Source organism: Ectothiorhodospira shaposhnikovii (genome assembly GCF_016584105.1).
GTDB classification, from domain to species: Bacteria; Pseudomonadota; Gammaproteobacteria; order Ectothiorhodospirales; family Ectothiorhodospiraceae; genus Ectothiorhodospira; species Ectothiorhodospira shaposhnikovii.
The window spans coordinates 48,293-71,466 of the sequence record NZ_NRSM01000009.1 but is presented as its reverse complement, the minus strand read 5'-3'; the positions used below and the strand labels follow the sequence as shown (position 1 = coordinate 71,466).

23 protein-coding genes are annotated in these 23,174 nt (G+C 64.6%); 16 read left to right on the top strand and 7 right to left on the bottom strand.

The annotated features are described in order from the left end of the window. The first annotated feature begins 66 nt into the window (after window positions 1–66). Entirely contained in the window at window positions 67–753 is a 687-nt protein-coding gene (locus tag CKO35_RS06980) for an HAD family hydrolase (RefSeq protein WP_200174000.1), read from the top strand. Between the two features lie 51 nt (window positions 754–804). On the opposite strand, the gene CKO35_RS06975 is transcribed toward CKO35_RS06980, so the two are convergent. Continuing rightward, window positions 805–1,428 (bottom strand): arylesterase, encoded by a 624-nt coding sequence (locus tag CKO35_RS06975; RefSeq protein WP_200173998.1) that lies wholly within the window; start codon window positions 1,426–1,428, stop codon window positions 805–807. On the opposite strand from CKO35_RS06975, the gene CKO35_RS06970 reads away from it, so the two are divergent. The 6 genes from CKO35_RS06970 (at window position 1,427) to truD (ending at window position 10,502) form a co-directional block, all read left to right on the top strand. Beyond that, on the top strand, window positions 1,427–2,116 hold the full coding sequence (locus CKO35_RS06970) for an ABC transporter ATP-binding protein (RefSeq protein ID WP_200173996.1): 690 nt from the start codon (window positions 1,427–1,429) through the stop codon (window positions 2,114–2,116). The genes CKO35_RS06975 and CKO35_RS06970 overlap by 2 nt on opposite strands. After that, window positions 2,113–4,605: an ABC transporter permease gene (locus CKO35_RS06965; RefSeq protein ID WP_200173994.1), complete on the top strand. Its 2,493-nt coding sequence runs from the start codon at window positions 2,113–2,115 to the stop codon at window positions 4,603–4,605. Before CKO35_RS06970 ends, CKO35_RS06965 begins: the two co-directional genes overlap by 4 nt. Before the next feature lie 75 nt (window positions 4,606–4,680). Beyond that, window positions 4,681–6,852 (top strand): GTP diphosphokinase, encoded by a 2,172-nt coding sequence (relA, locus tag CKO35_RS06960; RefSeq protein ID WP_200173992.1) that lies wholly within the window; start codon window positions 4,681–4,683, stop codon window positions 6,850–6,852. A 24-nt stretch (window positions 6,853–6,876) separates the two neighbouring features. After that, complete coding sequence (locus CKO35_RS06955) at window positions 6,877–7,503, top strand: tetratricopeptide repeat protein (RefSeq protein WP_338031763.1); 627 nt, start codon at window positions 6,877–6,879, stop codon at window positions 7,501–7,503. Beyond that, complete coding sequence (locus CKO35_RS06950) at window positions 7,500–9,440, top strand: DNA repair helicase YoaA (protein ID WP_200173988.1); 1,941 nt, start codon at window positions 7,500–7,502, stop codon at window positions 9,438–9,440. Before CKO35_RS06955 ends, CKO35_RS06950 begins: the two co-directional genes overlap by 4 nt. 24 nt (window positions 9,441–9,464) lie before the next feature. Beyond that, window positions 9,465–10,502, top strand: coding sequence for a tRNA pseudouridine(13) synthase TruD (gene truD, locus CKO35_RS06945; protein ID WP_200173986.1), 1,038 nt, complete (start codon window positions 9,465–9,467; stop codon window positions 10,500–10,502). A 28-nt stretch (window positions 10,503–10,530) separates the two neighbouring features. Here truD and tsaB read toward each other — a convergent pair whose 3' ends face one another. The 5 genes from tsaB to CKO35_RS06920 form a co-directional block, all read right to left on the bottom strand. Continuing rightward, window positions 10,531–11,223, bottom strand: coding sequence for a tRNA (adenosine(37)-N6)-threonylcarbamoyltransferase complex dimerization subunit type 1 TsaB (gene tsaB, locus CKO35_RS06940; RefSeq protein WP_200173984.1), 693 nt, complete (start codon window positions 11,221–11,223; stop codon window positions 10,531–10,533). 60 nt (window positions 11,224–11,283) lie between these two features. Further along, window positions 11,284–11,763, bottom strand: coding sequence for a PAS domain-containing protein (locus tag CKO35_RS06935; protein WP_200173982.1), 480 nt, complete (start codon window positions 11,761–11,763; stop codon window positions 11,284–11,286). A gap of 1 nt (window position 11,764) precedes the next feature. After that, window positions 11,765–12,538 (bottom strand): Crp/Fnr family transcriptional regulator, encoded by a 774-nt coding sequence (locus tag CKO35_RS06930; protein WP_200173980.1) that lies wholly within the window; start codon window positions 12,536–12,538, stop codon window positions 11,765–11,767. 4 nt (window positions 12,539–12,542) lie between these two features. Next, window positions 12,543–13,127 (bottom strand): Tll0287-like domain-containing protein, encoded by a 585-nt coding sequence (locus tag CKO35_RS06925; RefSeq protein ID WP_200173978.1) that lies wholly within the window; start codon window positions 13,125–13,127, stop codon window positions 12,543–12,545. Between the two features lie 116 nt (window positions 13,128–13,243). Next, complete coding sequence (locus CKO35_RS06920; RefSeq protein ID WP_200173976.1) at window positions 13,244–13,786, bottom strand: Smr/MutS family protein; 543 nt, start codon at window positions 13,784–13,786, stop codon at window positions 13,244–13,246. A gap of 145 nt (window positions 13,787–13,931) precedes the next feature. Between CKO35_RS06920 and surE the strand changes: the two genes are divergently transcribed. From surE to rpoS, 5 genes are read left to right on the top strand one after another with little or no spacing between them, the layout of a single operon-like run. Further along, window positions 13,932–14,684: a 5'/3'-nucleotidase SurE gene (surE, locus tag CKO35_RS06915; protein ID WP_200173974.1), complete on the top strand. Its 753-nt coding sequence runs from the start codon at window positions 13,932–13,934 to the stop codon at window positions 14,682–14,684. 23 nt (window positions 14,685–14,707) lie between these two features. After that, window positions 14,708–15,346, top strand: coding sequence for a protein-L-isoaspartate(D-aspartate) O-methyltransferase (locus CKO35_RS06910; protein WP_420870743.1), 639 nt, complete (start codon window positions 14,708–14,710; stop codon window positions 15,344–15,346). Next, window positions 15,343–15,927: a YqaA family protein gene (locus CKO35_RS06905; protein WP_200173970.1), complete on the top strand. Its 585-nt coding sequence runs from the start codon at window positions 15,343–15,345 to the stop codon at window positions 15,925–15,927. The genes CKO35_RS06910 and CKO35_RS06905 overlap by 4 nt, the downstream gene beginning before the upstream one ends. A 10-nt stretch (window positions 15,928–15,937) precedes the next feature. Next, on the top strand, window positions 15,938–16,855 hold the full coding sequence (locus CKO35_RS06900) for a peptidoglycan DD-metalloendopeptidase family protein (RefSeq protein ID WP_200173968.1): 918 nt from the start codon (window positions 15,938–15,940) through the stop codon (window positions 16,853–16,855). Window positions 16,856–16,888: 33 nt separating this feature from the next. Beyond that, window positions 16,889–17,929, top strand: a complete 1,041-nt coding sequence (rpoS, locus tag CKO35_RS06895; RefSeq protein WP_200173966.1) for an RNA polymerase sigma factor RpoS — start codon at window positions 16,889–16,891, stop codon at window positions 17,927–17,929. A gap of 23 nt (window positions 17,930–17,952) precedes the next feature. Here the strand turns inward: rpoS and CKO35_RS06890 are convergent, their stop codons facing one another. Beyond that, complete coding sequence (locus CKO35_RS06890) at window positions 17,953–18,330, bottom strand: Mth938-like domain-containing protein (RefSeq protein ID WP_242467067.1); 378 nt, start codon at window positions 18,328–18,330, stop codon at window positions 17,953–17,955. A gap of 137 nt (window positions 18,331–18,467) precedes the next feature. Between CKO35_RS06890 and alaC the strand changes: the two genes are divergently transcribed. The 4 genes from alaC to CKO35_RS06870 all read left to right on the top strand — a co-directional run bounded on the left by alaC (window position 18,468) and on the right by CKO35_RS06870 (window position 23,157). Beyond that, a complete protein-coding gene (alaC, locus tag CKO35_RS06885; protein WP_200173965.1) occupies window positions 18,468–19,673 on the top strand; it encodes an alanine transaminase in 1,206 nt (401 codons plus the stop codon). Window positions 19,674–19,928: 255 nt separating this feature from the next. Then, window positions 19,929–20,294, top strand: coding sequence for a response regulator (locus CKO35_RS06880; RefSeq protein ID WP_200173963.1), 366 nt, complete (start codon window positions 19,929–19,931; stop codon window positions 20,292–20,294). Window positions 20,295–20,329: 35 nt separating this feature from the next. Beyond that, a complete protein-coding gene (locus CKO35_RS06875; RefSeq protein WP_200173961.1) occupies window positions 20,330–22,657 on the top strand; it encodes a chemotaxis protein CheW in 2,328 nt (775 codons plus the stop codon). Further along, the gene (locus tag CKO35_RS06870; RefSeq protein ID WP_200173959.1) at window positions 22,654–23,157 is read left to right on the top strand and encodes a chemotaxis protein CheW; all 504 of its coding nucleotides are present in this window, start codon (window positions 22,654–22,656) and stop codon (window positions 23,155–23,157) included. The genes CKO35_RS06875 and CKO35_RS06870 overlap by 4 nt, the downstream gene beginning before the upstream one ends. Window positions 23,158–23,174: the final 17 nt, after the last annotated feature.

The following is a 23,174-nucleotide window of genomic DNA, read 5'->3' as shown; positions in this document are numbered from 1 at the left end:
GAATCCGGGTGAGGGGCGGGTCAGCCCCGGCTGTATTCCGACCGCGCAACTGGGTATGCTTGCGGGATGAACATACGCTGCATCACCTTCGACCTGGATGACACCCTGTGGGACTGTGCCCCGGTGATCCAGAACGCGGAACGGGTTTTCCATGACTGGCTCGGTGTCCACTATCCACGCATCGCCGAACGCCACGATCTGGAGGGCATGATCCGTCATCGCCAGGCCTGGTTTGCCGAGCGTCGGCACCTGCACTACGACATGACCCGGTTGCGCAAGCACTGGCTGCGCATCCTGGCGGCCCAGTCGGGCTACGGGGACGAACTGGTGGAACCGGCGTTCCGGGTGTTCTGGGAGGCCCGCAATCAGGTTTCCCTTTACGACGACGTGCTGGAAACCCTGGATCGTCTGCGCGGGCATTTTCGCATCGGCGCCATCACCAACGGCAATGCCTGCGTGCATCACATCGGCATCGGTGACCGGTTCGATTTCGTGATCACCTCCGCCGCCGCCGGGGCCGCCAAGCCCTCCTCGCGGATTTTCACTGCTGCCCTGGACGAGGCTGGCGTGGCCGCGACCGAAACCCTGCATGTGGGAGATGACGCAGAGCGTGATGTGCGTGGTGCGGCCCGGATGGGAATGCGCACCGCCTGGGTCAATCCCCGTTCCCTGGCCTGGGAGAACGGCGGTGCGCCACCGGATCTGACCCTGCGGTCGGTGTCGGAACTGCCGGCCCGGCTGTTGCCCCGCTGAGCCGCCATTTCCTTTCCCTTCTCCCTCAGAGGGGAAGACGGATCAGACAGGTTACGGATCACCTTGTGCCAACACCGCCTCCAGCACCTTCCATACCGTGTCCAGCATGATCGGCTGGGCCTCGGCAGTGGGATGGATGCCGTCCGCCTGCATCAGGTCCGGCTCCAGGGCCACCCCCTCCAGCAGGAACGGCACCAGCGGAACCTGATATTCCGCGGCCAGTTCATGGTAGATCCGGTGGAACCTCTCGGTAAAATGCCTGCCCAAGTTGGGCGGCACCTGAATCCCCACCAGCAGTACCCGCGCGCCGCTGTCCCGGCTCAGCCGGATCATGCGGGACAGGTTCTCCCGGATTTCGCCCAGGGCGATGCCCCGCAACCCGTCGTTGCCGCCGAGACTGATGATCACCAGTTCGGGCTGATACCGTTCCAGGGCGCGGGGCAGGCGGGTCAGGCCGCCACGGCTGGTCTCTCCGCTGATGCTGGCGTTGACCACGGTCCAGGCATGACCGTTTTCCTCCAGGCGCCGTTCCAGCAGGGCCACCCAGCCCTGTTCCACGGGGATGCCCCAGGCAGCACTCAGGCTATCCCCCATGATCAGCAGGGCAGGACGTTCGGCCGCCGCCGTGGCGGGCAGGCACAACAAGCACAGCAACAAAAGGAGTCGTGATCCCATGGTGTCTCAATCCCCCGCCGCCGTGGTGTCGGCAAGCAGTCTGGTCAAATCCGTTCATGGCCCGGGTGGCGAACTTGCCATTCTAAAGGGTGTGGACCTGACCGTGGCAAATGCCGAGGTGGTGGCCATCGTCGGTGCTTCCGGCTCGGGCAAGTCCACCCTGCTGGGCCTGCTGGCGGGATTGGACCTGCCCACGGACGGCGAGGTTCAGTTGTTGGGGCGTTCCTTGGGGGGCCTTACCGAGGATCAGCGGGCCATGCTGCGGGCCGGTCAGGTGGGGTTTGTGTTTCAGTCTTTCCAATTGCTGCCGGCCCTGACCGCCCTGGAGAACGTGATGCTGACCTTGGAATTGTCCGGGCGGGGCGGGGATGCCCGGGCCGGTGCCATGGAGGCCCTGGAACAGGTGGGTCTGGCCCGGCGGATGGCCCATTATCCCGGCCAGCTTTCCGGCGGCGAGCAGCAGCGGGTGGCCATCGCCCGGGCCTTTGCCGCCCATCCCCGGGTACTGTTTGCCGATGAACCCACCGGCAATCTGGACCAGCAGACCGGAGAACAGATCATCCGCCTGCTGTTCAATCTCAAGGCGGTCTACGGCACGGCCCTGGTGCTAGTGACCCATGACATGGCGCTGGCGGCCCGCTGCGAGCGTCGCTACCGGCTCAATGACGGCGTGCTGGAGGCGGCATGAACCAGGTGTTGCGGTATTCCTGGCTGTCCCTGGGACGGGAATGGCGCGCCGGTGAGCTGCGCATCCTGGCCATGGCCCTGGTCATCGCGGTGGCGGCCGTCACCTCGGTCAGCTTCTTCACCGACCGGGTGCAGCGGGGCATGTCCCAGCAGGCCACCCAGTTGTTGGGAGGGGACCTGAGCATCACCTCGTCCGCCCCCCTGGCACCGGCCGTGGCCCAAGAGGCCTCGCGCCTGGGACTGGAGACGGCCCGTCATGTGAGCTTCCCCAGCGTGGTCATGGCCGGCGATGACTCCCAGCTTACCGAGGTCAAGGCCGTCAGCGACGGCTGGCCGCTGAGGGGTTCGGTGCGTGTCAGTGACGTCCTCTTCGGAGACGAGGGGGAAATCAGCGAGGTGCCCGGACAGGGCGAGGCCTGGGCCGAACCCCGCCTTTTCCAGTTGCTGGGCCTGGCGGTGGGTGATCGATTGCAGGTGGGGGATCTGGAGATGACCCTGACCCGGGTCCTGACCTATGAGCCGGACCGGGGCGGAGACCTGTTTCAGCTGGGACCCCGGGTGCTGATTCATCTGGAGGACCTGGAAGCCACCGGGCTGGTGGTGCCGGGCAGCCGGGTGAATCACCGCCTGCTGGTGGCCGGCACCGAATCCCAGGTGGCGGCGTTTCGTGACTGGGCCGGTGCGAACCTGACGGAGCGGGAGCGTCTGGAAGGGGTCGGTGATGCCCGACCCGAACTGCAGGGTGCCATCGCCCGGGGCGAGCAGTTCCTGGGGCTGGCGGCTCTGGTGGCGGTGCTGCTGGCGGGAGGTGCGGTGGCGGTGGCGGCCCGGCACTATAGCGATCGTCAGTCCGATGTGAGCGCCGTCATGCGCTGCCTGGGGGCGTCCCGGGCCTTCGTGCTACAGGTCTTCATCCTGCGCATCCTCTGGCTGGCCCTGCTGGCCAGTGCCGTGGGGCTGACGCTCGGCTTCCTGGCCCAGGGGTTCCTGGCGGCCCTGCTGGCCCAGTGGTTCCCGGGCACGTTGCCGTTGCCGTCCCTGTGGCCGGCGTTCACGGGTCTTGGGGTGGGGGTGGTGACTGCCCTGGGTTTTGGCCTGCCGGCCCTGTTGCGGATCGGTCAGGTACCGCCGCTGCGGGTGCTGCGCCGTGATCTGGGGGCGCCGCCCCCCGCCATGTGGCTGGCCCTGGTGCTGGCCCTGACCGCCCTGGGCGGATTGTTGCTGTGGCAGGCGGGGGATGTACGGCTGGCGGCCTGGGTCCTGGGCGGCGCCGGTCTGACGGTGGTGATGCTGTGGGGCGCGGCCTGGGCGCTGGTGTTGGGACTCAAGCCCCTGCGCACCCGGGGTGGGGTGGCGCTGCGGTTCGGTCTGGCCAATCTGTCCCGGCGCGGGGCCTTGAGCGCGGTCCAGCTGGCGGCCTTTGGTCTGGGGATCATGGCCCTGCTGTTGCTGGCGCTGGTGCGGGTGGACCTGCTTTCCAGCTGGGAGGGCAGCCTGCCGCCGGAGGCCCCCAACCACTTCATGATCAACGTCCAGCCGGACCAAGTGGAGCCCCTGCGGGCGCTGTTCGAGCGCGAGGGCCTGCCGGCGCCCACCTATTACCCCATGATCCGCGGCCGTCTGACGGCGGTGAACGACGAGCCGGTGCGTCCGGAGACGTTTGCCAACCCCAGGGCGGAGCGGCTGGCCTCGCGGGAGTTCAACCTCTCCTTTGCCCGTGATCCGCAGCCGGACAACCAGGTGGTGGCGGGACAGTGGTGGTCCGACGACACCGACGGCCGGGAGTTTTCCATCGAGGAGGGTCTGGCACAAACCCTGGGCCTTACGCTGGGCGACGTGCTGGAATTCAATGTGTCCGGCGAGATCGTGACCGGCCGGGTCACCAGCCTGCGCAGCGTGGACTGGGATTCCTTCAACGTGAACTTTTTCGTGCTGTCGCCGCCGGTCCTGCTGGACGATCAGCCCATGACCTATGTGACCAGCTTTCATCTGGCGGAGGGGCGTGCCGATCTGCTGACGGCGATGGTGAGGCAGTTCCCCAGCATCACCATCCTGGACGTGCGGGCCCTGATGCAACAGGTGCGCGACATCATCGACCGGGCCAGTCTGGCGGTGGAATACGTGTTCCTGTTCACCCTGGCGGCGGGGGTGACCGTGCTCTACGCGGCCATTCACGCCACCCGCGATCTGCGCCGGCGGGAAAGCGCCATCCTGCGCACCCTGGGCGCCGGTCGGCGTCAGGTGCTGGTGGGCCTGCTGGCGGAATTCACCGTCATGGGCGCCCTGGCGGGCCTTTTGGCCAGCGCGGGCGCCAGCGGCATCGGCTGGGTGCTGGCCCGTCAGGTATTCGACCTGTCCTATGCCTTCAACCCCTGGCTCTGGGTGCTGGGCATCGGTGGCGGTGCCCTGGGAGTGGGACTGGCCGGCTGGCTGGGTGCCCGTTCCGTGCTGCGCCAGCCGCCGCTGCTCACCCTGCGTCAGCTTACCTGATACCGATACCCATGGAACCTGCTGCCGGCGGGCGGAGATCGCCCCGGCAGCCACAGATGGATATACTTTGCGCCCATGCGTCATACCCGATACGACAAGTCATCCCTGGTCCACGAGTCCCGCGAAGCCCTGGCGGCGCGTTTCACGCCCCCCGGGAGCGGTACCGACGTGCGTCTGTCCATGGCCCTGACCCATGCCCTGGCCGAGCACGAGCGCCAGCCCCGTCAGCCCCATTGCCTGGATGTGGCCGAGAACCTGCGGGTGCTGGGGGTGGACAAGGACACCCTGATTGCGACCCTGTTGCTGGATGCCCATTTCGACGGCAGCCTTTCAGATGATGACCTGTCCCGCCATTTCGGCGAGCAGGTGGCACGGCTGGTGAAGAACGTGCATCTGCTCACCACCTTCCGCAGTGCCCCGGGCCAGCTGGACGGCGCGCCGGAGCAGGCCGAGCGGTTGCGTCGCATGTTGCTGGCGATGGTGGACGACGTGCGGGCGGTACTCATCAAGCTGGCCTATCGCCTGCAGCATCTGCGGCTGATGTCCCAGGAGCCGGATGCCCTGGCCCGGGCCTATGCCCGGGAGACCCAGGAGATCTTCACCCCCCTGGCCAACCGCCTGGGCGTGGCCCAGGTCAAGTGGGAGATGGAGGATCTGGCCTTCCGCATCCAGGACCCGGATCACTACCGCATGGTGGCCAAGCTGCTGGAGGAGAGCCGGCTGGAGCGGGAACAGTACATTCAGGACTTCACCGAGCGTCTGCGTCAGGCACTGGCGGAGGAACAGGTGGAAGGGGAGGTGCGGGGCCGGCCCAAGCACATCTACAGCATCTGGAAGAAGATGGACCGCAAGCAGCTGGAGTTCCAGGATCTGTACGACCTGCGGGCGGTGCGGGTGATCGTCGACAAGGTCGCCACCTGCTACGCGGTGCTGGGGGTGGTGCACAGCCGCTGGCCCCATATTCCCAAGGAGTTCGACGACTACATCGCCAATCCCAAGGACAACGGCTACCAGTCCCTGCACACGGCGGTCATCGGCCCCAACGGCAAGGTGGTGGAGGTACAGATCCGCACCCGTGACATGGACGCCTTCGCCGAGCTGGGGGTGGCCGCCCACTGGCGCTACAAGGAAGGCGGACGGGAGGACCAGGCCCTGATGCGCGCCATCGCCTCCCTCCGACGCCTGCTGGAGAACCAGGAGGATGACCGGGAACTGCTGGAAGACTTCCGCTCCGAGCTGTTCCAGGACCGGGTCTTCGTGCTGACCCCCAGGGGGGATGTGGTGGACCTGCCCAAGGGCTCCACCCCGCTGGATTTTGCCTATGCCATCCACACCGAGGTGGGTCACCGCTGCCGGGGCGCCAAGGTCAACGGACGCATCGTGCCCCTGACCCAGGAACTGCGCTCCGGTGAACGGGTAGAGGTTCTCACCACCCGTCAGGGCGGACCCAGCCGGGACTGGATGAATCCCAACATGGGGTATCTGCGCACCTCGCGGGCGCGGGCCAAGGCACGCAGCTGGTTCAAGCTGCAGGATCACGACAAGAACCTCCAGGAAGGACGGCAGATCCTGGAGCGGGAGGCCCATCGGCAGGGCGTGAACGAGCCTGACATGGAGGAGCTGATCAGGCGCTTCCATCAGCCCGGCCGGGACGATCTGCTGGTGGCCATCGGCGCCGGCGAGATCACGCCGGCCCAATTGGCCAGTGCCCTGCAGGTGCCCATCAGCCTGACCGCCGAGGAAACCCTCATGGGCCGGCGCACCCGTCGTCCCGCGGACAAGGGCGGCAGTGGCGAAAAAGGCATCCAGATTCGCGGGGTGGGCAATCTGCTCACCCAGGTGGCCCGCTGCTGCCGACCGGTACCGGGGGATCCCATTGTCGGTTTCATCACCCGGGGCAAGGGCGTCACCATCCACCGGCGGGATTGTGTCAATATCCTGCGCATGCCCACCGAGAAGCGATATCGCCTGGTGGAGGTGAGCTGGGGCGAGGAGCGCCAGGCCTACCCGGTGGTGGTGCATGTGGAGGCCTTTGATCGTCAGGGATTGTTGCGGGACATCACCCAGGTGTTGGCCAATGACCGGGTCAATGTCCTGGCCGCCTCCACCCGTACCGATCCGGCGGAACGCACCGTGACCATGGATCTGACCCTGGAGATCACCGATACGGGCCAGCTCAGTGCGGTGATGGACAAGATTGGCGCCCTGCCGAACATCTTCGCGGTGCGGCGGGTGGCCACCGGCTAGCCGATGCATCTGGAGGAGCCCTTTGTGAGACCCCGTGACCGATCCATCCGGTATCCGGCCGCCCTGCTGGTGGTACTGATTCTGTCCGGTTGTGCCGCCGTACCCGACATGCGGCCGCAACCTCGTGCGCCTGTGCCGACGCCCACGCCGGTGCCGCAGGAGCCGGCCCCGGCCCCGGTTCCTGTCCCCCAGCCGGAGGTGCGTGCCCCTCAGGCCCCGGTGATTGCCGGTGACACCCGCCCGCAGCGTCAGGCCCCTCCCAACGGTACTGATACCATGGGCCAGGCCCCGCCTGCAGCGGCCCGGGTCCCGCCGCCGCCTGCCGTGGTGGCCCTGGCCGGGGATGCGGACCGTCACATGGCCGACGGGCAGCCGGAGCGTGCCGCCGCCGCCCTGGAGCGGGCTCTGCGCATCGCTCCGGACGATGCCCGTCTCTGGCACCAGCTTGCCATGGTGCGGCTGCACCAGGGAGCGGCGGGAGAAGCGGAGAGCCTGGCCGCCAAGTCCAACAGCCTGGCCAGGAGTGATCGTGCCCTGCAGTCGGACAACTGGCGCATCATTGCCCAGGCCCGGCGTCTGCGCGGGGATGAACGAGGGGCCCTGGAGGCCCTGGAGCGTGCCCGGGCGCTGCAGCCGGGACGCACCGGATGACCGTGCCGGCCGAGGCGGCCGAACTGCTCGGGGATGACGGCCCTCTGGCGGATGCCATCGAGGGGTTTCGTGCCCGTCTGCCCCAGCAGCAGATGGCCGCCGCCGTGGCCCAGGCCCTGGAGGACAAGGACACCCTGGTGGTGGAAGCGGGGACCGGTGTGGGCAAGACCTTTGCCTATCTGGTGCCGGCCCTGCTCAGTGGTCGCAAGGTCATCGTCTCCACCGGTACCCGCAATCTTCAGGATCAGCTGTTTCACAAGGATCTGCCTCTGATCTGTCGAAACCTGGGGCTGTCGGTACGCTGTGCCCTGCTCAAGGGGCGTTCGAACTATTTGTGTCCCCATCGCCTGCGTCTGACGGCGGCTGAAGGCCCGCTGCTGGAGGCCCGTCTGCACGCCCCTCTGCGCCTGGTGGAACGCTGGGCGGTGGGTACCCGCACCGGCGATACCGCCGAATTGTCCCAACTGGCGGAGGATGCGGAGATCTGGCCCCGGGTGACCTCCACGGCGGACAATTGCCTGGGAACGGACTGTCCCGAGTATGGGGGGTGTTATGTGCTGCGGGCCCGGCGCCGCGCCCAGGAGGCCGATCTGGTGGTGATCAATCACCACCTGCTGTTCGCGGATCTGGCACTCAAGGACGAGGGGTTCGGCGAGCTGCTGCCGGCGGCCGAGGCCTTCATCCTGGACGAGGCCCATCAGTTGCCGGATGTGGCCGGCAGTTTCTTCGGCGTCAGTCTCAGTGCCAGGCAGTTGCTGGAACTGGCCCGGGATACGGTTTCCGAGCAGGTGAACGAGGCCCCGGACATGCCCCAGCTACGGGATTGGGCGGATGGGCTGGGCAAGGCGGTAAAGGATTTCCGGCTGGCCATGGGGGAGGGCATGCGCCGGGCCCCATGGCCGGCGTTGGCGGCCACCCCCGGCATGGACACGGCCCTGCAGCGGCTACGCGCGGATCTGCAGTCCCTGGCCGAGGCCCTGGAGGTGGTGGCGGAGCGGGGCAAGGGGTTGGAGGGCTGTGCCCGGCGGGCCCTGGATCTGCTCCAGCGCCTGGCCCTGTTCGATGGTCCCCAGGAGGATGCGGTGCAGTGGTACGAAACCTGGACCCGGACCTTCAGTCTGCATCTGACCCCGCTGGATGTGGCAGGACTGTTCCGCCAGCATCGCGGGGCCTGCGACAGCGCCTGGGTGTTCACCTCGGCGACCCTGTCGGTGGATGGCCGCTTTGATCACTTCAACCGGCGCCTGGGCCTCGGGGTGCCCCGTGGTCTGCAGCTGGACAGCCCCTTTGACTACGCCGCCAATGCCCGGCTCTATATTCCCTCGGGGCTGCCCGAACCCAATCACCCCGGTTATACGACGGCGATGGCGCAGGCGGTTCTGCCGGTGATCGAGGCCAATCCGGGCGGCACCTTCATGCTGTTCACCAGCCACAAGGCGTTGCAGGCCGCCGCCGCCTGGCTGTCCCGGCGCCTGGATCGACCCGTCCTGGTACAGGGCACCGCCCCCCGGCAGGAGCTGGTGGCGCGTTTTCGCGAGGCGGGCAATGGTGTCCTGCTGGGGGCCCAGAGTTTCTGGGAAGGGGTGGATGTGCGGGGCCGGGCACTCAGTTGCGTGATCATCGACCGTCTGCCCTTTGCCTCGCCCGGTGATCCGGTGCTGGAGGCCCGCATGGAGGCCATCCGCCGCGAAGGCGGCAGCCCCTTCACGTCGTTGCAGATCCCCCAGGCGGTGATCGCCCTCAAGCAGGGAGTGGGGCGCCTGATCCGTGATCCGGATGACAAGGGGCTGCTGGTGCTGTGTGATCCCCGTCTGCAGACCAAGTCCTATGGCCGTATCTTCATGAAAAGTCTGCCACCGGTGGGCCGGGTCAGGGATCTTGACCAGGCCCGGACCTTCTTGCAGGGCCTGGGCGAACCCTCCTGCCAGCAGGCCTGAACCTTCAACCCGATCGAGTCCCTGATGACCTCCTTTCACACCCCCCTTGCCCGTCCCCTGACGGCCATCCTGCGCCATCGGCCCGAAGACTTCCTGGTGGAGGAGATCCCCGCAACCCTGCCCGAGGGGGAGGGTGAGCATGTCTGGCTCAGCATCCGCAAGCGGGGCATGAATACCGATACCGTCGCCGCCCTGCTGGGACGCATCGCCGGTGTGCCGCGCCGTGCCGTCGGGTATGCGGGCCGCAAGGACCGCCATGCGGTGACCACCCAGTGGTTCAGCGTCCACCTGCCGGGTCGGGAGGCGCCAGTCTGGTCCGAACACCTGCCGCCGGAGGTGGAGATCCTGGAGGCACGAAGACATCGTCGCAAGCTCCAGACCGGCCACCTGCAGGGCAACCGGTTTGTGCTGGTGCTACGCCAATGCGAGGGGGATCGGGACGCGGCACAGGCCAGGCTGGTGATGATGCAGCAGCGGGGGGTGCCCAACTTTTTCGGTGCCCAGCGCTTTGGTCATGACGGCGGCAATGTCGCCAAGGCCGAGGCCTTGTTCCAGGGCACTCTGCAGGTACGCGACCAGAAGCTGCGGGGGATCTACCTGTCCGCGGCCCGTTCGGAGATCTTCAATCGCGTCCTGGCGGCCCGGCTTGAGGATGGGATCTGGGATCAGGCCCTGCCCGGTGATGCCCTGCAACTGGATGGACGGGGCAGTTTCTTCATTTACCAGGAGGACGATCCCACGGTACCCGAACGGCTGGCGGCCCAGGCCCTGCATGTGACCGGTCCCTTGTGGGGTCGGGGCGATCCGGCGACGACGGGGGGGGTGGCAGCGCTGGAGGCCGGTGTCGCGGCGACCCTGCCGGTCCTGGCCCGAGGTCTGGAGGCGGCGGGTCTGACCCAGGAACGGCGTGCCCTGCGCATCCGCCCACAGGCGCTGACCTGGGAGTGGGAGGATGAACAGACCCTGCAGCTGGGTTTCACGCTGCCCGCCGGCGCCTTTGCCACCACCCTGGTCGAGGTTTTCGCCGACACCGACACCGGGGCCGACGGCGGAGAGGGATGAGGGGAAATCCGGGACGGGTGCCGGGCCGTCAGAGGGCCTGATGTCGGGGTTTTTCCGCCACCCGGTTGCGCAGGTATACCGGCAGGGCCGATTCCGCCGGGACCGCCCGGCCCCGGGCGAAATCCCGGGCGGCAAGCCGGGCCACCTCGGCGGCACTGGGCAAGGCGTCCGGCATCGGCCTTCCGCTCAGACAGTCCCCGAAGCGGGTGGTCAGTACCGTCTCGTGGGCTGACCAGCCATGGCCCACCCCCAGCCAGCCCCGCCATTCCGGCAGGGGGGCATCGTCGGGGGCGCAGACCCGTTCTTCGCCTGCTGCGACGGCCAGGCCGTCCCCGTCTCCCCGGAAGGCGCCCCAGTAGACTTCTCCCATGCGGGCATCCAGGGCGGCCAGTACCTGGTCCGCCCCTTCATCCAGGCCTTGCTGGGCCAGTGCCGCCAGGGTGGAAACGGGTACCACCGGCAGATCGGCGGCAAAGGCGGTACCCTGGATCACCCCGACGGCGATCCGGACGCCGGTAAAGGCCCCCGGTCCGCGGCCGAAGGCCAGGGCATCCAGTTGTCCCAGGGACAGCCCCGCCTCCGCCAGCAACCCCTCCATCATGGGCAGGATCAGGCGGGCATGGGCGCGGGCTTCCACCTCGAAACGGACCCAGACATCCCGGTCCAGAAGCAGGGCGGCGGAACAGGCCTCGGTGGCGGTTTCAATGGCCAGCAGTTTCATGGGGCGTCAGTGGGGTGTTCGTGAGTGGTATGGGGGGATGATGAAGGACGGAGAAGGCTGTCAGACCGCGCCGCTCTGACGGGATTCCGGGGTGAGTGCGACAGAGAGATCCGGATTGGCTTCCCGTCGGGCGGCTTCGAGGGCCTGCTCGGCCTCCACCTGGGCGGTGATGTCCTTCTGGATGCCGATGTAGTAGGTGAGCCGGTCCTCGTCGTTGAATACCGGTGTGATACTCAGCTCATTCCAGAACAGGCTGCCGTCCTTGCGGTAATTGCGCAGACGTACCCGGCAGGGCATGCCGCGTTCCATGGCGTCACGGATTTGAGTCAGGGCGGCCTGGTCGCGATCATCGTTCTGCAGGAAGCGACAGTCCTGATACAGGATCTCTTCGGCACGATAGCCGGTCAGTCGTTCAAAGCCTTCGTTCACGTAGATGAGGATGGTGTCCTCGCCCTCCCGCTCGGCGATGGTCACGCCGTCATTGCAGGCATCCACCGCCAGGGCCAGCAGGGCAGGATCAATCAGACGTTCGCGTGCCATGTCAGATCCGGGAGAGAAATTCCGAGCCGCTCAGGTTCTCAAGGGCTTCCAGGTTGTGGAGATGGATGATGCCGGCCTTCTCGGACAGATAACCCCGTCGTTTCCAGTCGGCAAAGAACCGGCTGACGGTTTCCACCGTGAGGCCCAGCAACTCACCGGTCTCGGTGCGGGACAGCGGCAGGGGCATACTGGGGTAGTGGCCGTTCTTGGCCCGCCAGTAGAGCAGAAAGGTGGCGAGCCGTTCGCTGGCTTTTTTGGTGCCCAGCTCCAGGGCCAGATTTTCCACTTGCTGCAGCGCCAGTGCCCAACGGGCCAGCAAGGCATGGTTCAGGGTGGCATGTTCCGCCTGCAGCTGCTTGAGCACCGGCAGCGGCAGGCGGCAGATCTGGACCGGGGTCAGGGTGGTGGCTGTATGATTGTAGGCAAGGCCCATCAAGCCTTCCGCCCCCATCACGTCTCCCCGGGTCAGCAGTCGCAGAATCTGATCGCGACCATTCACGGCAGTGCGGGTCAGTTTGATCACGCCGTCCTTGAGGGTGAAGGCCGCGGTGGCCGTGGCGCCCTCTCGATAGAGGACATGGCCCGAAGGCAGATCCAGATGCTCCGCCGGGTTGTTGAGGCTGAATACCACCTCGTCCGGCAGATCACCAAACAGACTGACACCCCTGACCGGGCAGCGACGGCAGTCGTTGTCCATTCGGGGCGCCACGGGACGACCCGGCAGGGCATGCCTGCGGCGCCGGTGGGGAATCGCCGGGTCTTCACCGCCCAGCATCAGATCACATGGGTTGGACAACGGTGAACGCCCCCCTTATCTGGCCTTCTGCATAGCCACGGGCCTGGTCATCGGGATACATGCGGAGCAGGGCATGCTCCACGTCATAGCGGATCGCCTGCCCGTGGCAGGTCAGGCAGGCCTCACCGGCGGGGATGGCACGCATGTAACGGAACTCCCGTTCTTCCCCGCGCTGATAGATTTCGTAGAATTCCATGGTTTGAGGAGACTCCCCGGCAGCCAGCCTAGCCTCGAAGGATTCCAGAACCAGCCGCTCCCAGCCGTCCGGGGTATTTTCCGGGTTGCGGATCTTGAGGCTGGTACGGCCGATATTGAGGCCGCTGGATTCAGAAACGGCCCGGGATATGTCTCCGGCCCGCTGGCTGCAGACCTCGATGGCATGCAAGGGGCCTCCGCTCTCCAGCGCCTGCTTGAGCTCACCCTGCAGGGTGCCGCCAAAATGCTGTACGGCGGCCCGAATGTTCTCGATGCGGGGCTGGATTTCTTCACCCGCTTCCTGGGCTGTCAGGCCCGGACTGCCGATGGCGAGCAGCACTGCCGCCAGCGTGGCCAATGAATGTCTTGTCATGTCATGCCCTCCCGGCAACGAGGCGGATATGGCCTAACGACGGGTCTGCCTATGGGTTTTCATACTACCATGGTATGGATCTGTATCGTGCAACGATTAGCGGCCTCGTGACGTTGTTACCCGGAGAGCCGGAGCAGGACCAGCACTGCTCCGGTGCCGCCCTCTGCTGGAGGGGCCGAGCAGAATGCCAGGATCTCGGATCGTTGCTGCAGCCAGTGAGCAACCCGGCTCTTGAGTACCGGTCCCTTGTTGCTGGAGCGCAGTCCTTTGCCGTGAATGATTCTGACACACCGCAGCCGTCTCTCCCTGGCGGCGGCAAGGAAAAGACTCAGCTCGGCGTGGGCCTCGCGCGCCGTCATGCCATGGAGATCAAGCTCCGCCGCGATCCGGTAATGCCCTCGTCGCAGTTTCCTGATCACCTGCCGCTGAAGGCCCTCCCGGAAAAATAACAGCTCGTCTCCAGGCTGTATGTCGGTTGCCCGAAAGGGATCTTCCGCCAGATCTTCCAGGGCCCGACGCTGATCGGCTTCGGTTTGACGGGGATGAGGGGAGGGGCGCCGCCGCTGTAGTATGGCGCGGTCTGTTTTCACGGGTTCCACCGGACCGACGGCCTGACGGAAGAGAGTGCTGTCGTCATCCTGCGGGTCTTTGACAGGCATGTTCTTGAATCCGATGTCAGTGCGCGTCTGCTGACGGGTTGGGGTGATGGGATACCATGATTCCGCCTGTCGGAAAGATGCAGAGGGCATGCGACAAGGACGGGCTTTCCAGTATATTAACCACTTGACTTCAAAGTGACTCCCTATGCGCATACTGCTCAGTAACGATGATGGTGTCCACGCACCGGGCCTCCAGATATTGGCGAAGGCCCTCAGAACCTGTGCCGAGGTGAATGTGGTGGCACCCGACCGTGACCGCAGTGGCGCCAGCAATTCCCTGACCTTGTCCAGGCCGCTGAGGCCGGAGACCCTCGATAATGGCGATGTGCGGGTGGACGGCACCCCGACGGACTGTGTGCATCTGGCCATCACGGGACTGCTGGAACAGGAACCGGACATGGTGATCTCGGGGATCAACTCGGGTGCGAATCTGGGAGACGATGTGCTCTACTCGGGAACCGTCGCCGCCGCCATGGAGGGGCGTTTCCTGGGATTGCCCGCCATCGCTGTTTCTCTGGCGGGGTATCCCAGTAACCATTTTGATTCTGCCGCCCGTGCCGTCATGGAACTGCTGGAACGGTTGCGCAACATGCCCCTGCCTTCGGACACGATTCTGAATGTCAATGTTCCCAACCTGCCCTGGGATGAGATTCGTGGATTCCAGAGCACGCGGCTGGGGCATCGCCACAAGGCAGAACCCGTGACCCGGGCGACCGACCCCAGAGGGCGCCCCATTTACTGGGTTGGGCCGGCCGGACCGGAGCAGGATGCCGGGCCTGGTACCGATTTTCATGCGATCCGTTCCGGCTTCGTGTCCGTGACGCCGATCCAGGTCGACCTGACCCGCTACGATGCCATGGATGTGGTCGGTCGCTGGCTGACGGGAGAGCAGGCTTGAACCACGATCTGGCCGGCATCGGCATGACCTCCCAGCGTGCCCGGGACCGTCTCGCGCGCAGGCTGGGGGAACTGGGAATCAGGGATCCTCGGGTGTTGTCGGTGATGCGGGCCACCCCGCGGCATCTGTTTGTGGATGAAGCGTTGGCTCATCGGGCCTATGAAAACACGGCACTGCCGATCGGATTTGGGCAGACCATTTCACAGCCTTTTATCGTCGCAAGAATGACCGAGGCCCTGCTGGAGGGGGACTTGCCGGAGCTGGTGCTGGAGGTGGGGACAGGTTCGGGTTATCAGGCCGCGGTACTGGCCCAGCTCGTTGGGCGCGTGATCAGCCTTGAACGGGTCAGGCCCTTGCAGCGGCGTGCCCGCGAGGTGCTCAGCAGCATGCGCTTGCACAATGTGAGCCTTCGCCATACGGATGGTACCCATGGCTGGCCCGAGAATGCCCCCTATGACGGCATCCTCCTTACGGCTGCTCCCAGGGAAATTCCCGAGCCCCTGCTTTTGCAGCTCAAGGTGGGGGGACGGTTGCTGGCCCCGGTGGGAGGAGAGCAGGAGATCCAGTCCCTGGTGCGCATCACCCGGACCCCGAAGGCCTTCGTCAAGGATGAGCTGGGGCCGGTCAGTTTCGTGCCCCTGTTGCCCGGAGAGGTATCATGAGGTTGTTCGGGCCGCTGTACGACCGTGTCATGGTCTGGTCAAGGCATCGGCATGCGCCGCGATATCTTGCCGCCCTGTCCTTTGCCGAATCGTCTTTTTTTCCCGTGCCTCCCGATGTGATGCTGGCCCCGATGGCGGCGGCCCGGCCCCATCAGGGACTGTATCTGGCCTTCATCACCACCCTGTTTTCGGTGCTGGGCGGGTTGCTGGGGTACCTGCTCGGATATCTGGCCTTTGGCCTGCTGGAACCCGTGATCCTGACGGCGGGCTATGGCGATGAGCTGGCACGGGCCAAGGAGTGGTTTACCCATTGGGGGGTTTGGGTGGTGCTGGTGGCTGGCTTTTCTCCCATTCCCTACAAGCTGTTCACCATCACCGCCGGCGCCCTGTCCATGGCCCTGTTGCCCTTCCTCATCGCATCGTTTCTGGGGCGGGGCGCACGGTTCTTTGCCGTGGCGCTTTTGATCAGCTGGCTGGGTCCCGTGGTGGAACCAAAACTGCGGCCCTATATCGAATGGCTGGGATGGGTGACGGTGGCCTGCCTGTTGCTGGCGGTTGCTCTTTATCATTGGTACGGATGAACGAGACACGGTGAAGGGACTGGCGCTCATTCTGTTGCTGTTGTTATCGGGTTGCGCTGCCATCAAACCCGAAGATCCGGCGTTTCGCTCCGGAACCTATACGGTTCGTCAGCATGAAACCCTCTATTCGATTGCCTGGCGTTATGGCCTGGAATGGCAGGAGCTGGCCCGCTGGAACGGGATTCGCGAGCCTTACACCATCTATCCCGGCCAGCGCCTGCGGATGAATCCGCTACCGGGACAGTCCAGGACGGCAACGGCAGCGGCAACGACTGCCACGCCGCCACGGACCACGGCGACCGCTCCCCGGGAAACCCCGGCCGACTCCCCGCCGCCGCGGGCATCCACGCCGACACCGGCACCGGTCCCGGCGCCGTCCACTTCCGCTTCTTCCGCGCCCGCCGCCCGTCCCGAGCCAACGGCCCCGGCTTCCTCCAGACCCGTCCCGACGACGACACCCCCGCCCGCTGCCTCCACGCCGCCTCGCCCGGCCCCCGTGGCCCAGCCGGTGCGTGACCCGGTCACCCCTGCACCGTCACCGGCGGCCTCAGGTGGTCCCCTGGTCTGGCAATGGCCTACCAATGGCCAGGTCATTCGTCGCTTCGATGCGCAGGGGACCGGCAAAAAAGGTATTGCCATCGCCGGTCAGCGTGGCCAGCCGGTGCGCGCCGCCGCCGCCGGTCGCGTGGTTTACAGTGGAAGTGGACTTGTCGGATATGGGAAGCTTATTATCATTAAGCACAACGATAGTTATCTAAGTGCTTACGGTCATAATGACAATATCCTTGTCAACGAAGGTGCCAGGGTAGCTGCGGGACAGCAGATCGCCCTGCTTGGTGACTCCGGTACGGATCGACCCATGCTGCATTTCGAGATTCGCAAGGATGGAAAGCCGGTGGATCCCTTGCGTTACATGCCAGACCGATAACAAGGGGCGTGGCAGCCCCGCACAGGAGGTCACATGCCCAGGCGGCGAGACAAGAACCCCGTGTTTGAGGATGAGGAAGAGCGGCCGGATGAGGATGAACGTGTCGAGGAGGAAACACTAGACCCTGAACAGACTCCATCGTCATCACTGGCGGATGTGGATGCCGATGAGGCGGAGTCGTCAGTGGCGGAAGATGAAGATCAACCCAGGGTTTTCGCCGCGGGCGAAGTGCCCAAGAGCGACATGGATGCCACCCGGATCTATCTGAGCGAGATCGAGTTCTCACCCCTGCTGACACCGGAGGAGGAGGTCCATTACTCGCGTCTGGCCCAGCGGGGGGACGAGTACGGTCGATGCAAGATGATCGAATGCAATCTGCGCCTGGTGGTCAAGATCGCCCGCCGGTACATGAATCGCGGTCTGGCCCTGCTGGATCTCATCGAAGAGGGCAATCTGGGGCTGATCCGGGCGGTGGAAAAGTTTGACCCGGAACGGGGCTTTCGCTTTTCCACCTACGCCACCTGGTGGATCCGCCAGACCATTGAGCGTGCGATCATGAACCAGACGCGGACCATCCGTCTGCCCATCCATGTCATCAAGGAACTGAACGTCTATTTGCGCGCATCCCGACAGCTGGCCCAGGAACTGGATCACGAGCCGACGGCGGAGGAGGTGGCCAGACACCTGGACAAACCGGTGCAGGATGTAAAGAAGATGCTGGCGCTGTCGGAGCGGGTGACTTCGGTGGACCTGCCCATCGGCAAGGAGAGCGACCGTCCCCTGCTGGATGTCATTCCCGACGAACAGACGCCGGAGCCCTCCGAACTGATCCAGGACGAGGACGTGGTCCATTATGTGGACGAGTGGCTGATGGAACTGGACGAAAAACAGCGGGAAGTGATCGTGCGCCGCTTCGGGCTCCATGGCTTCGAGCGCAGTACCCTGGAACAGGTGGGGCTTGAACTGGGCGTCACCCGGGAACGGGTGCGGCAGATCCAGATGGATGCCTTGAAACGTCTGCGCAAGATCCTGGAAAGCCGGGGGTTTTCCGAAGAGACGCTGCTGCAGAACTGAAGCCTTTCCCGGCGGGTGGGCCTTCAGTTTCCCGGCAGCATCAGGGCGGCGGCCACCCGCCGCCCTTCGCTCATGATGGCATTGTAGGTGCGGCAGGCGGCGGGGGTGTCCATGATTTCCAGGCCGATGCGAAGATCCCGGAACCGCTGCAGAACTTCCCTGGCAGGGAACCGCGGTTCCGGACCGGTCCCCAGCAGGATGATCTCCGGTGAGTGCGACAGGATGGGTTCCAGACTCTCCAGGGACAGTGCCTCCCTGGAACCCACGCCCCAGTCTGGGATGAGGGCGTGGGGCAGCACCACCAGGCTGCTCTCGTAGCGGGTCTGGTTGACCTGAATCCAGGTCGTGCCATGGGCCGTGATCACGTGCTGGCCGTCACCGTATTCGCGAGTCATCTTCATGGGGTCGAAGCTAACGCCACGGTCCCGGCAAGGCAAGTGCGGATCCACCTGATTGACAGGTTTCCGGGTGCCCAGTATCGTTTCCGGTTTATCTGCAGTCTTCTCATTCTTCCCCTTCTGCAACGCGGATTACCCCTGTGATCGAAGAGTTTCCGAGAATCAAGCGACTTCCCCCCTACGTCTTCAGTATCGTCAATGACCTGAAGGCCAAGGCCCGTGCCAGAGGCGAGGATGTGATTGATTTCGGCATGGGGAATCCGGATCAGCCCACCCCGGATCACATCGTCGAAAAGCTGGTGGAGGCATCGCGGCGCGGTGACACCCACCGCTATTCCATGTCCAAGGGCATCCCGCGTCTGCGGCGGGCCATCTGCCGCTGGTACAAGGATACCTATGACGTGGATCTGGACCCGGAGACCGAATCCATCGTCACCATCGGTTCCAAGGAAGGGCTGGCCCATCTTGCGCTGGCGACGCTGGGGCCCGGCGATGCGGTGCTGGTGCCCAATCCGGCCTATCCCATTCACCCCTACGGCTGCGTCATCGCCGGCGCCGATATCCGCCATGTCCCGCTGACGCCGGATGTGGATTTTTTTGCCGAGCTGGAGCGCTCCATCCAGGATTCCTGGCCGCGTCCCAAGATGCTGATCCTGAATTTCCCCGCCAATCCCACCACCCAGTGCGTGGAGCTGGAATTCTTCGAGAAGGTGGTGGCCATTGCCCGTGAGCACAAGATCTGGGTAGTTCATGACCTGGCCTATGCGGAGATTGTGTTTGACGGCTACAAGGCCCCTTCCATCCTGCAGGTACCCGGCGCCAAGGACCTGGCGGTGGAGTTCTACACCCTGTCCAAGACCTACAACATGCCTGGTTGGCGGGTGGGTTTCATGTGCGGCAATCCCACTCTGGTATCCGCCCTGGGCAGAATCAAGTCCTATCTTGACTACGGTACCTTCACCCCGATCCAGGTGGCAGCCATCACCGCCCTGGAAGGCCCCCAGGAATGTGTCGAGGAGATCCGCCAGCTGTACCGGGTACGCCGGGATGTGCTCTGCGACGGCCTCAATGCCCTGGGCTGGCCGGTGGAAAAACCCAAGGCCACCATGTTCGTGTGGGCGCCCATTCCAGAACAGTACCAGCACATGGGGTCCCTGGAGTTCTGTAAGAAACTGTTGCGGGATGCCAAGGTCGCGGTGTCCCCGGGGATCGGTTTCGGCAGCTACGGCGATACTCACGTCCGTTTCGGCCTGATCGAAAACGAACACCGGACCCGTCAGGCCCTCAGGGGAATCAAGGCCATGTTCCGTGCCGATGCCAAGGCCGAGGCTGAAAGACCCGGTTGATACGGTAGGTCGGCTGGGCGACTTCAAGGGGGTGGCCTTCGGGCCACCCTTTTTTTTGGCGTAGCCTGTCAGTGATACAGGTTGTACGGGTTGCTGGTGCCAGTGCTTCGGGTGACGCCTTTGTGCGGTCCGTCACATTTCGCTTACGTTCTGTCTTCTTTGAAATTAGGATATATGCTCAGTGGAACCGGTTGGGCTCAAGAACGCTCACTCTGAGCCGACTATTCGGAGTAAGACATCAAGGAGAAGTTCGCAATGCCCAAGACGATCCTCACGGTGGATGACTCCGCCTCCATTCGCCAGATGGTGTCCTTCACGCTCAAGGGGGCGGGATATGCCGTTACCGAAGCGGTGGATGGCCAGGACGGCCTCGACAAGGCCCGTGCGGGACAGTTCGATCTGATTTTTACCGATCAGAACATGCCGCGAATGGATGGTATCAGTCTGATCAAGGCCCTGCGTGGCCTGCCCCAGTACAGGACGGTCCCAATCCTCATGCTGACCACCGAGTCGGGGGATGCCATGAAGTCCCAGGGGCGGGCTGCGGGGGCCACCGGATGGCTGGTCAAGCCCTTTGATCCCCAGAAATTGCTGGAGGTCGTCCGTAAGGTCATCGGCTGAAGCGTGAAGCCTCAACCCATGCAGGGGCAAGTGGCATGACCATCGATATGAGCCAGTTTTATCAGGTGTTTTTCGACGAGGCTGCCGAGCACCTGACCGAAATGGAAAGCCTGCTCCTGGAACTGGACGTGGATGCGGCCGACAAGGAGATGCTCAACGCCATCTTTCGTGCCGCCCACTCCATCAAGGGGGGGGCCGGCACCTTCGGTTTTACCGACATGGCGCGGGTGACCCATGTACTGGAGACGCTGCTGGACCGCCTGCGCAAGCAGGAGCTGCAGCCCACCACTGACATGGTGGACGCCTTTCTGGACGCCGGTGACGTGCTCAAGGCACAGCTGGCGGCACACCAGGAAGGAGGGCTGTATGAAGCCCCCCGTATTGCGGAAGTCTGCAACAGGCTGGAAAGACTGTCCGATATGGAGGTGACACCGGGTCCGTCTGCCGTGCCCCTGTCCCCGGATTCCTCTGCTGAGCCGGGTTCCTCAACCGGGCATGATGGCGATCAACAGTACTGCCCGGCGTGGGTGATCCGTATTCATCGGGAACAGGCGGGACTTGGGCCTGATGACTCTCTGGATGGACTGGTCGCTGCCCTGGCAGAACTGGGGCACCTTGAGCCAGAGGACATGGGGGAGGGCACCCTGTGCTGGCAACTGACCGCGCCGGTTTCCCGTGCCCGGATCATGGATCTGCTGGACTTTGTCTGTGATGCCGCCGGCGTGCATGTGGAACCCCTGGACGATCCCGGGGCGTCGGATGCCGATCCCGGTTATGGCTTTTTCGAACCACTGGTCGACGGCGTTACAGCCTCCAGTCCGGTGGTGGAAACCATAGCCGGGGTCGGTGGGGAGGAGGCATACGGGCTGTTCGAGGATGCCCCGGGGAGTGGCGGCCAACCGGTGGAGCGGGAGCGTTCCGGGTACGGGTTGTTCGAGGGTAACCCAGGCATGCTCCAGGTCACTGCTCTGGAGACCCGGGAGCAGGAGGAGGTGACGCAGGGTTTTGGTTTCTTCGATGACGCGCCCGGAGGCCCTGGGCGAGTAGCATCCGTCGACAACCCGGCACCCCCCCCGGGGCCGCCCTCCGACGGTGCCGCTCCGCTCCCGGGAGGCGGGCGCCGCCAACCCCCGCCGCGGCGGGTGCCTGCCGGGGGAGATGCCTCCATCCGGGTCAGCGTGGAAAAGGTGGATCAGCTTATCAATCTGGTGGGCGAACTGGTGATCACCCATGCCATGCTGGCGGAATCGGTGTCCAGTCTGGACCCGGCGAGCCATCAGTCCATCTTCAACGGCCTGTCCGGCCTGGAACGGAATTCCCGGGATCTGCAGCAGGCCGTCATGTCCATCCGCATGATGCCCATCAGTTTCGTGTTCAACCGTTTTCCACGGGTGGTCCGGGATACGGCCGCCTCCCTGAACAAGAAGGTCAACCTCAAGCTGGTGGGGGAAGATACCGAACTGGACAAGGGGCTGATTGAGCGGCTGGCCGATCCACTGAATCACCTGGTCCGCAACAGCATCGACCATGGCATCGAGCCGCCCGGGGAGCGCCGGGCTGCCGGCAAGCCCGAAGTGGGGCAGATCGTGCTGCGCGCCAGTCATCAGGGCGGCAACATCGTGGTGGAGGTGAGCGATGATGGTGCCGGCCTGAACCGGGATCGACTGCTGGCTAAGGCGCAGGAAAAGGGCATTCCCGTGTCCGACAATCCGTCCAGCAAGGAGGTCTGGCAACTCATCTTTGCCCCGGGCTTCTCCACCGCGGAGAAGGTTACGGACATCTCCGGTCGCGGTGTCGGCATGGATGTGGTGCGCCGCAATATCGAACAGATGAATGGCCGGATCGAGATCGACTCCGAGTTGGGGCAAGGGACAAGGATCGTGATCCGGTTACCCTTGACTCTGGCCATTCTGGACGGCATGTCGGTGCGCATGGAAGACGAGATCTTCATCTTGCCGCTCACCGCGATTCGCGAGTCCGTTCAACCCCGGCGTGAGCAGGTCAGGACGATATCCGGCAAGGGGCGTGTGTTTCAGGTGGGTGAAGAATACCTGCCCCTGATTGAACTGGGGCGTATCTTCTCGCGGCAAGGGCGCAGGATGTCGGTGGAGGATGGCATCGTGGTGATCGTGGATACCAACGAGGGCCGGGCGGCGCTGCTGGTGGATGAACTGGTGGCCCATCACCAGGTTGTGATCAAGAGCCTGGAAACCAATTACCGAAAGGTGGAAGGGGTGTCCGGTGCCACCATCATGGGTGACGGGAGGGTGGCCCTGATCCTTGACGTGGATGAACTGATGCGACTCAATCGCAGGCTCGGGTCGCCCATGGTGGCCCCTATGGAGCCGGGAGCTGGTACATGACTGAAACAGCGCGGGGCAAGGCCGTCATCAGTAGTGATGAAAGCCGTGAATACCTGACTTTTACCTTGGGTGATGAGGAATACGGCATCGACATCCTCAACGTACAGGAAATACGTGGCTATGACGCAGTCACCAAGATTGCGAATTCCCCTGATTTCATCAAGGGCGTGATCAACATGCGCGGGGTGATCGTCCCGATCATCGATATGCGGCTGAAATTTCATCTGGGCACGGTGGAGTATAACCAGTTCACCGTGGTCATCATCCTGAACATCGGTGGCCGGGTCGTCGGCATGGTGGTGGATGGGGTATCCGATGTCATTGCCCTCAAGCCGGAGCAGATACATCCTGCCCCGGAATTCGGTGCCCTCCTGGATACGGCCTATATCGAGGGGCTGGCCACCCTTGAAGAGCGAATGGTCATCGTTGTGGACATTGAAAAGTTGATGAGCAGCGGTGAGATGGGATTGGTGGATCAGGTTCAGTCCGGCTCGGTCTAGCCGTCTTCACGAAGGAA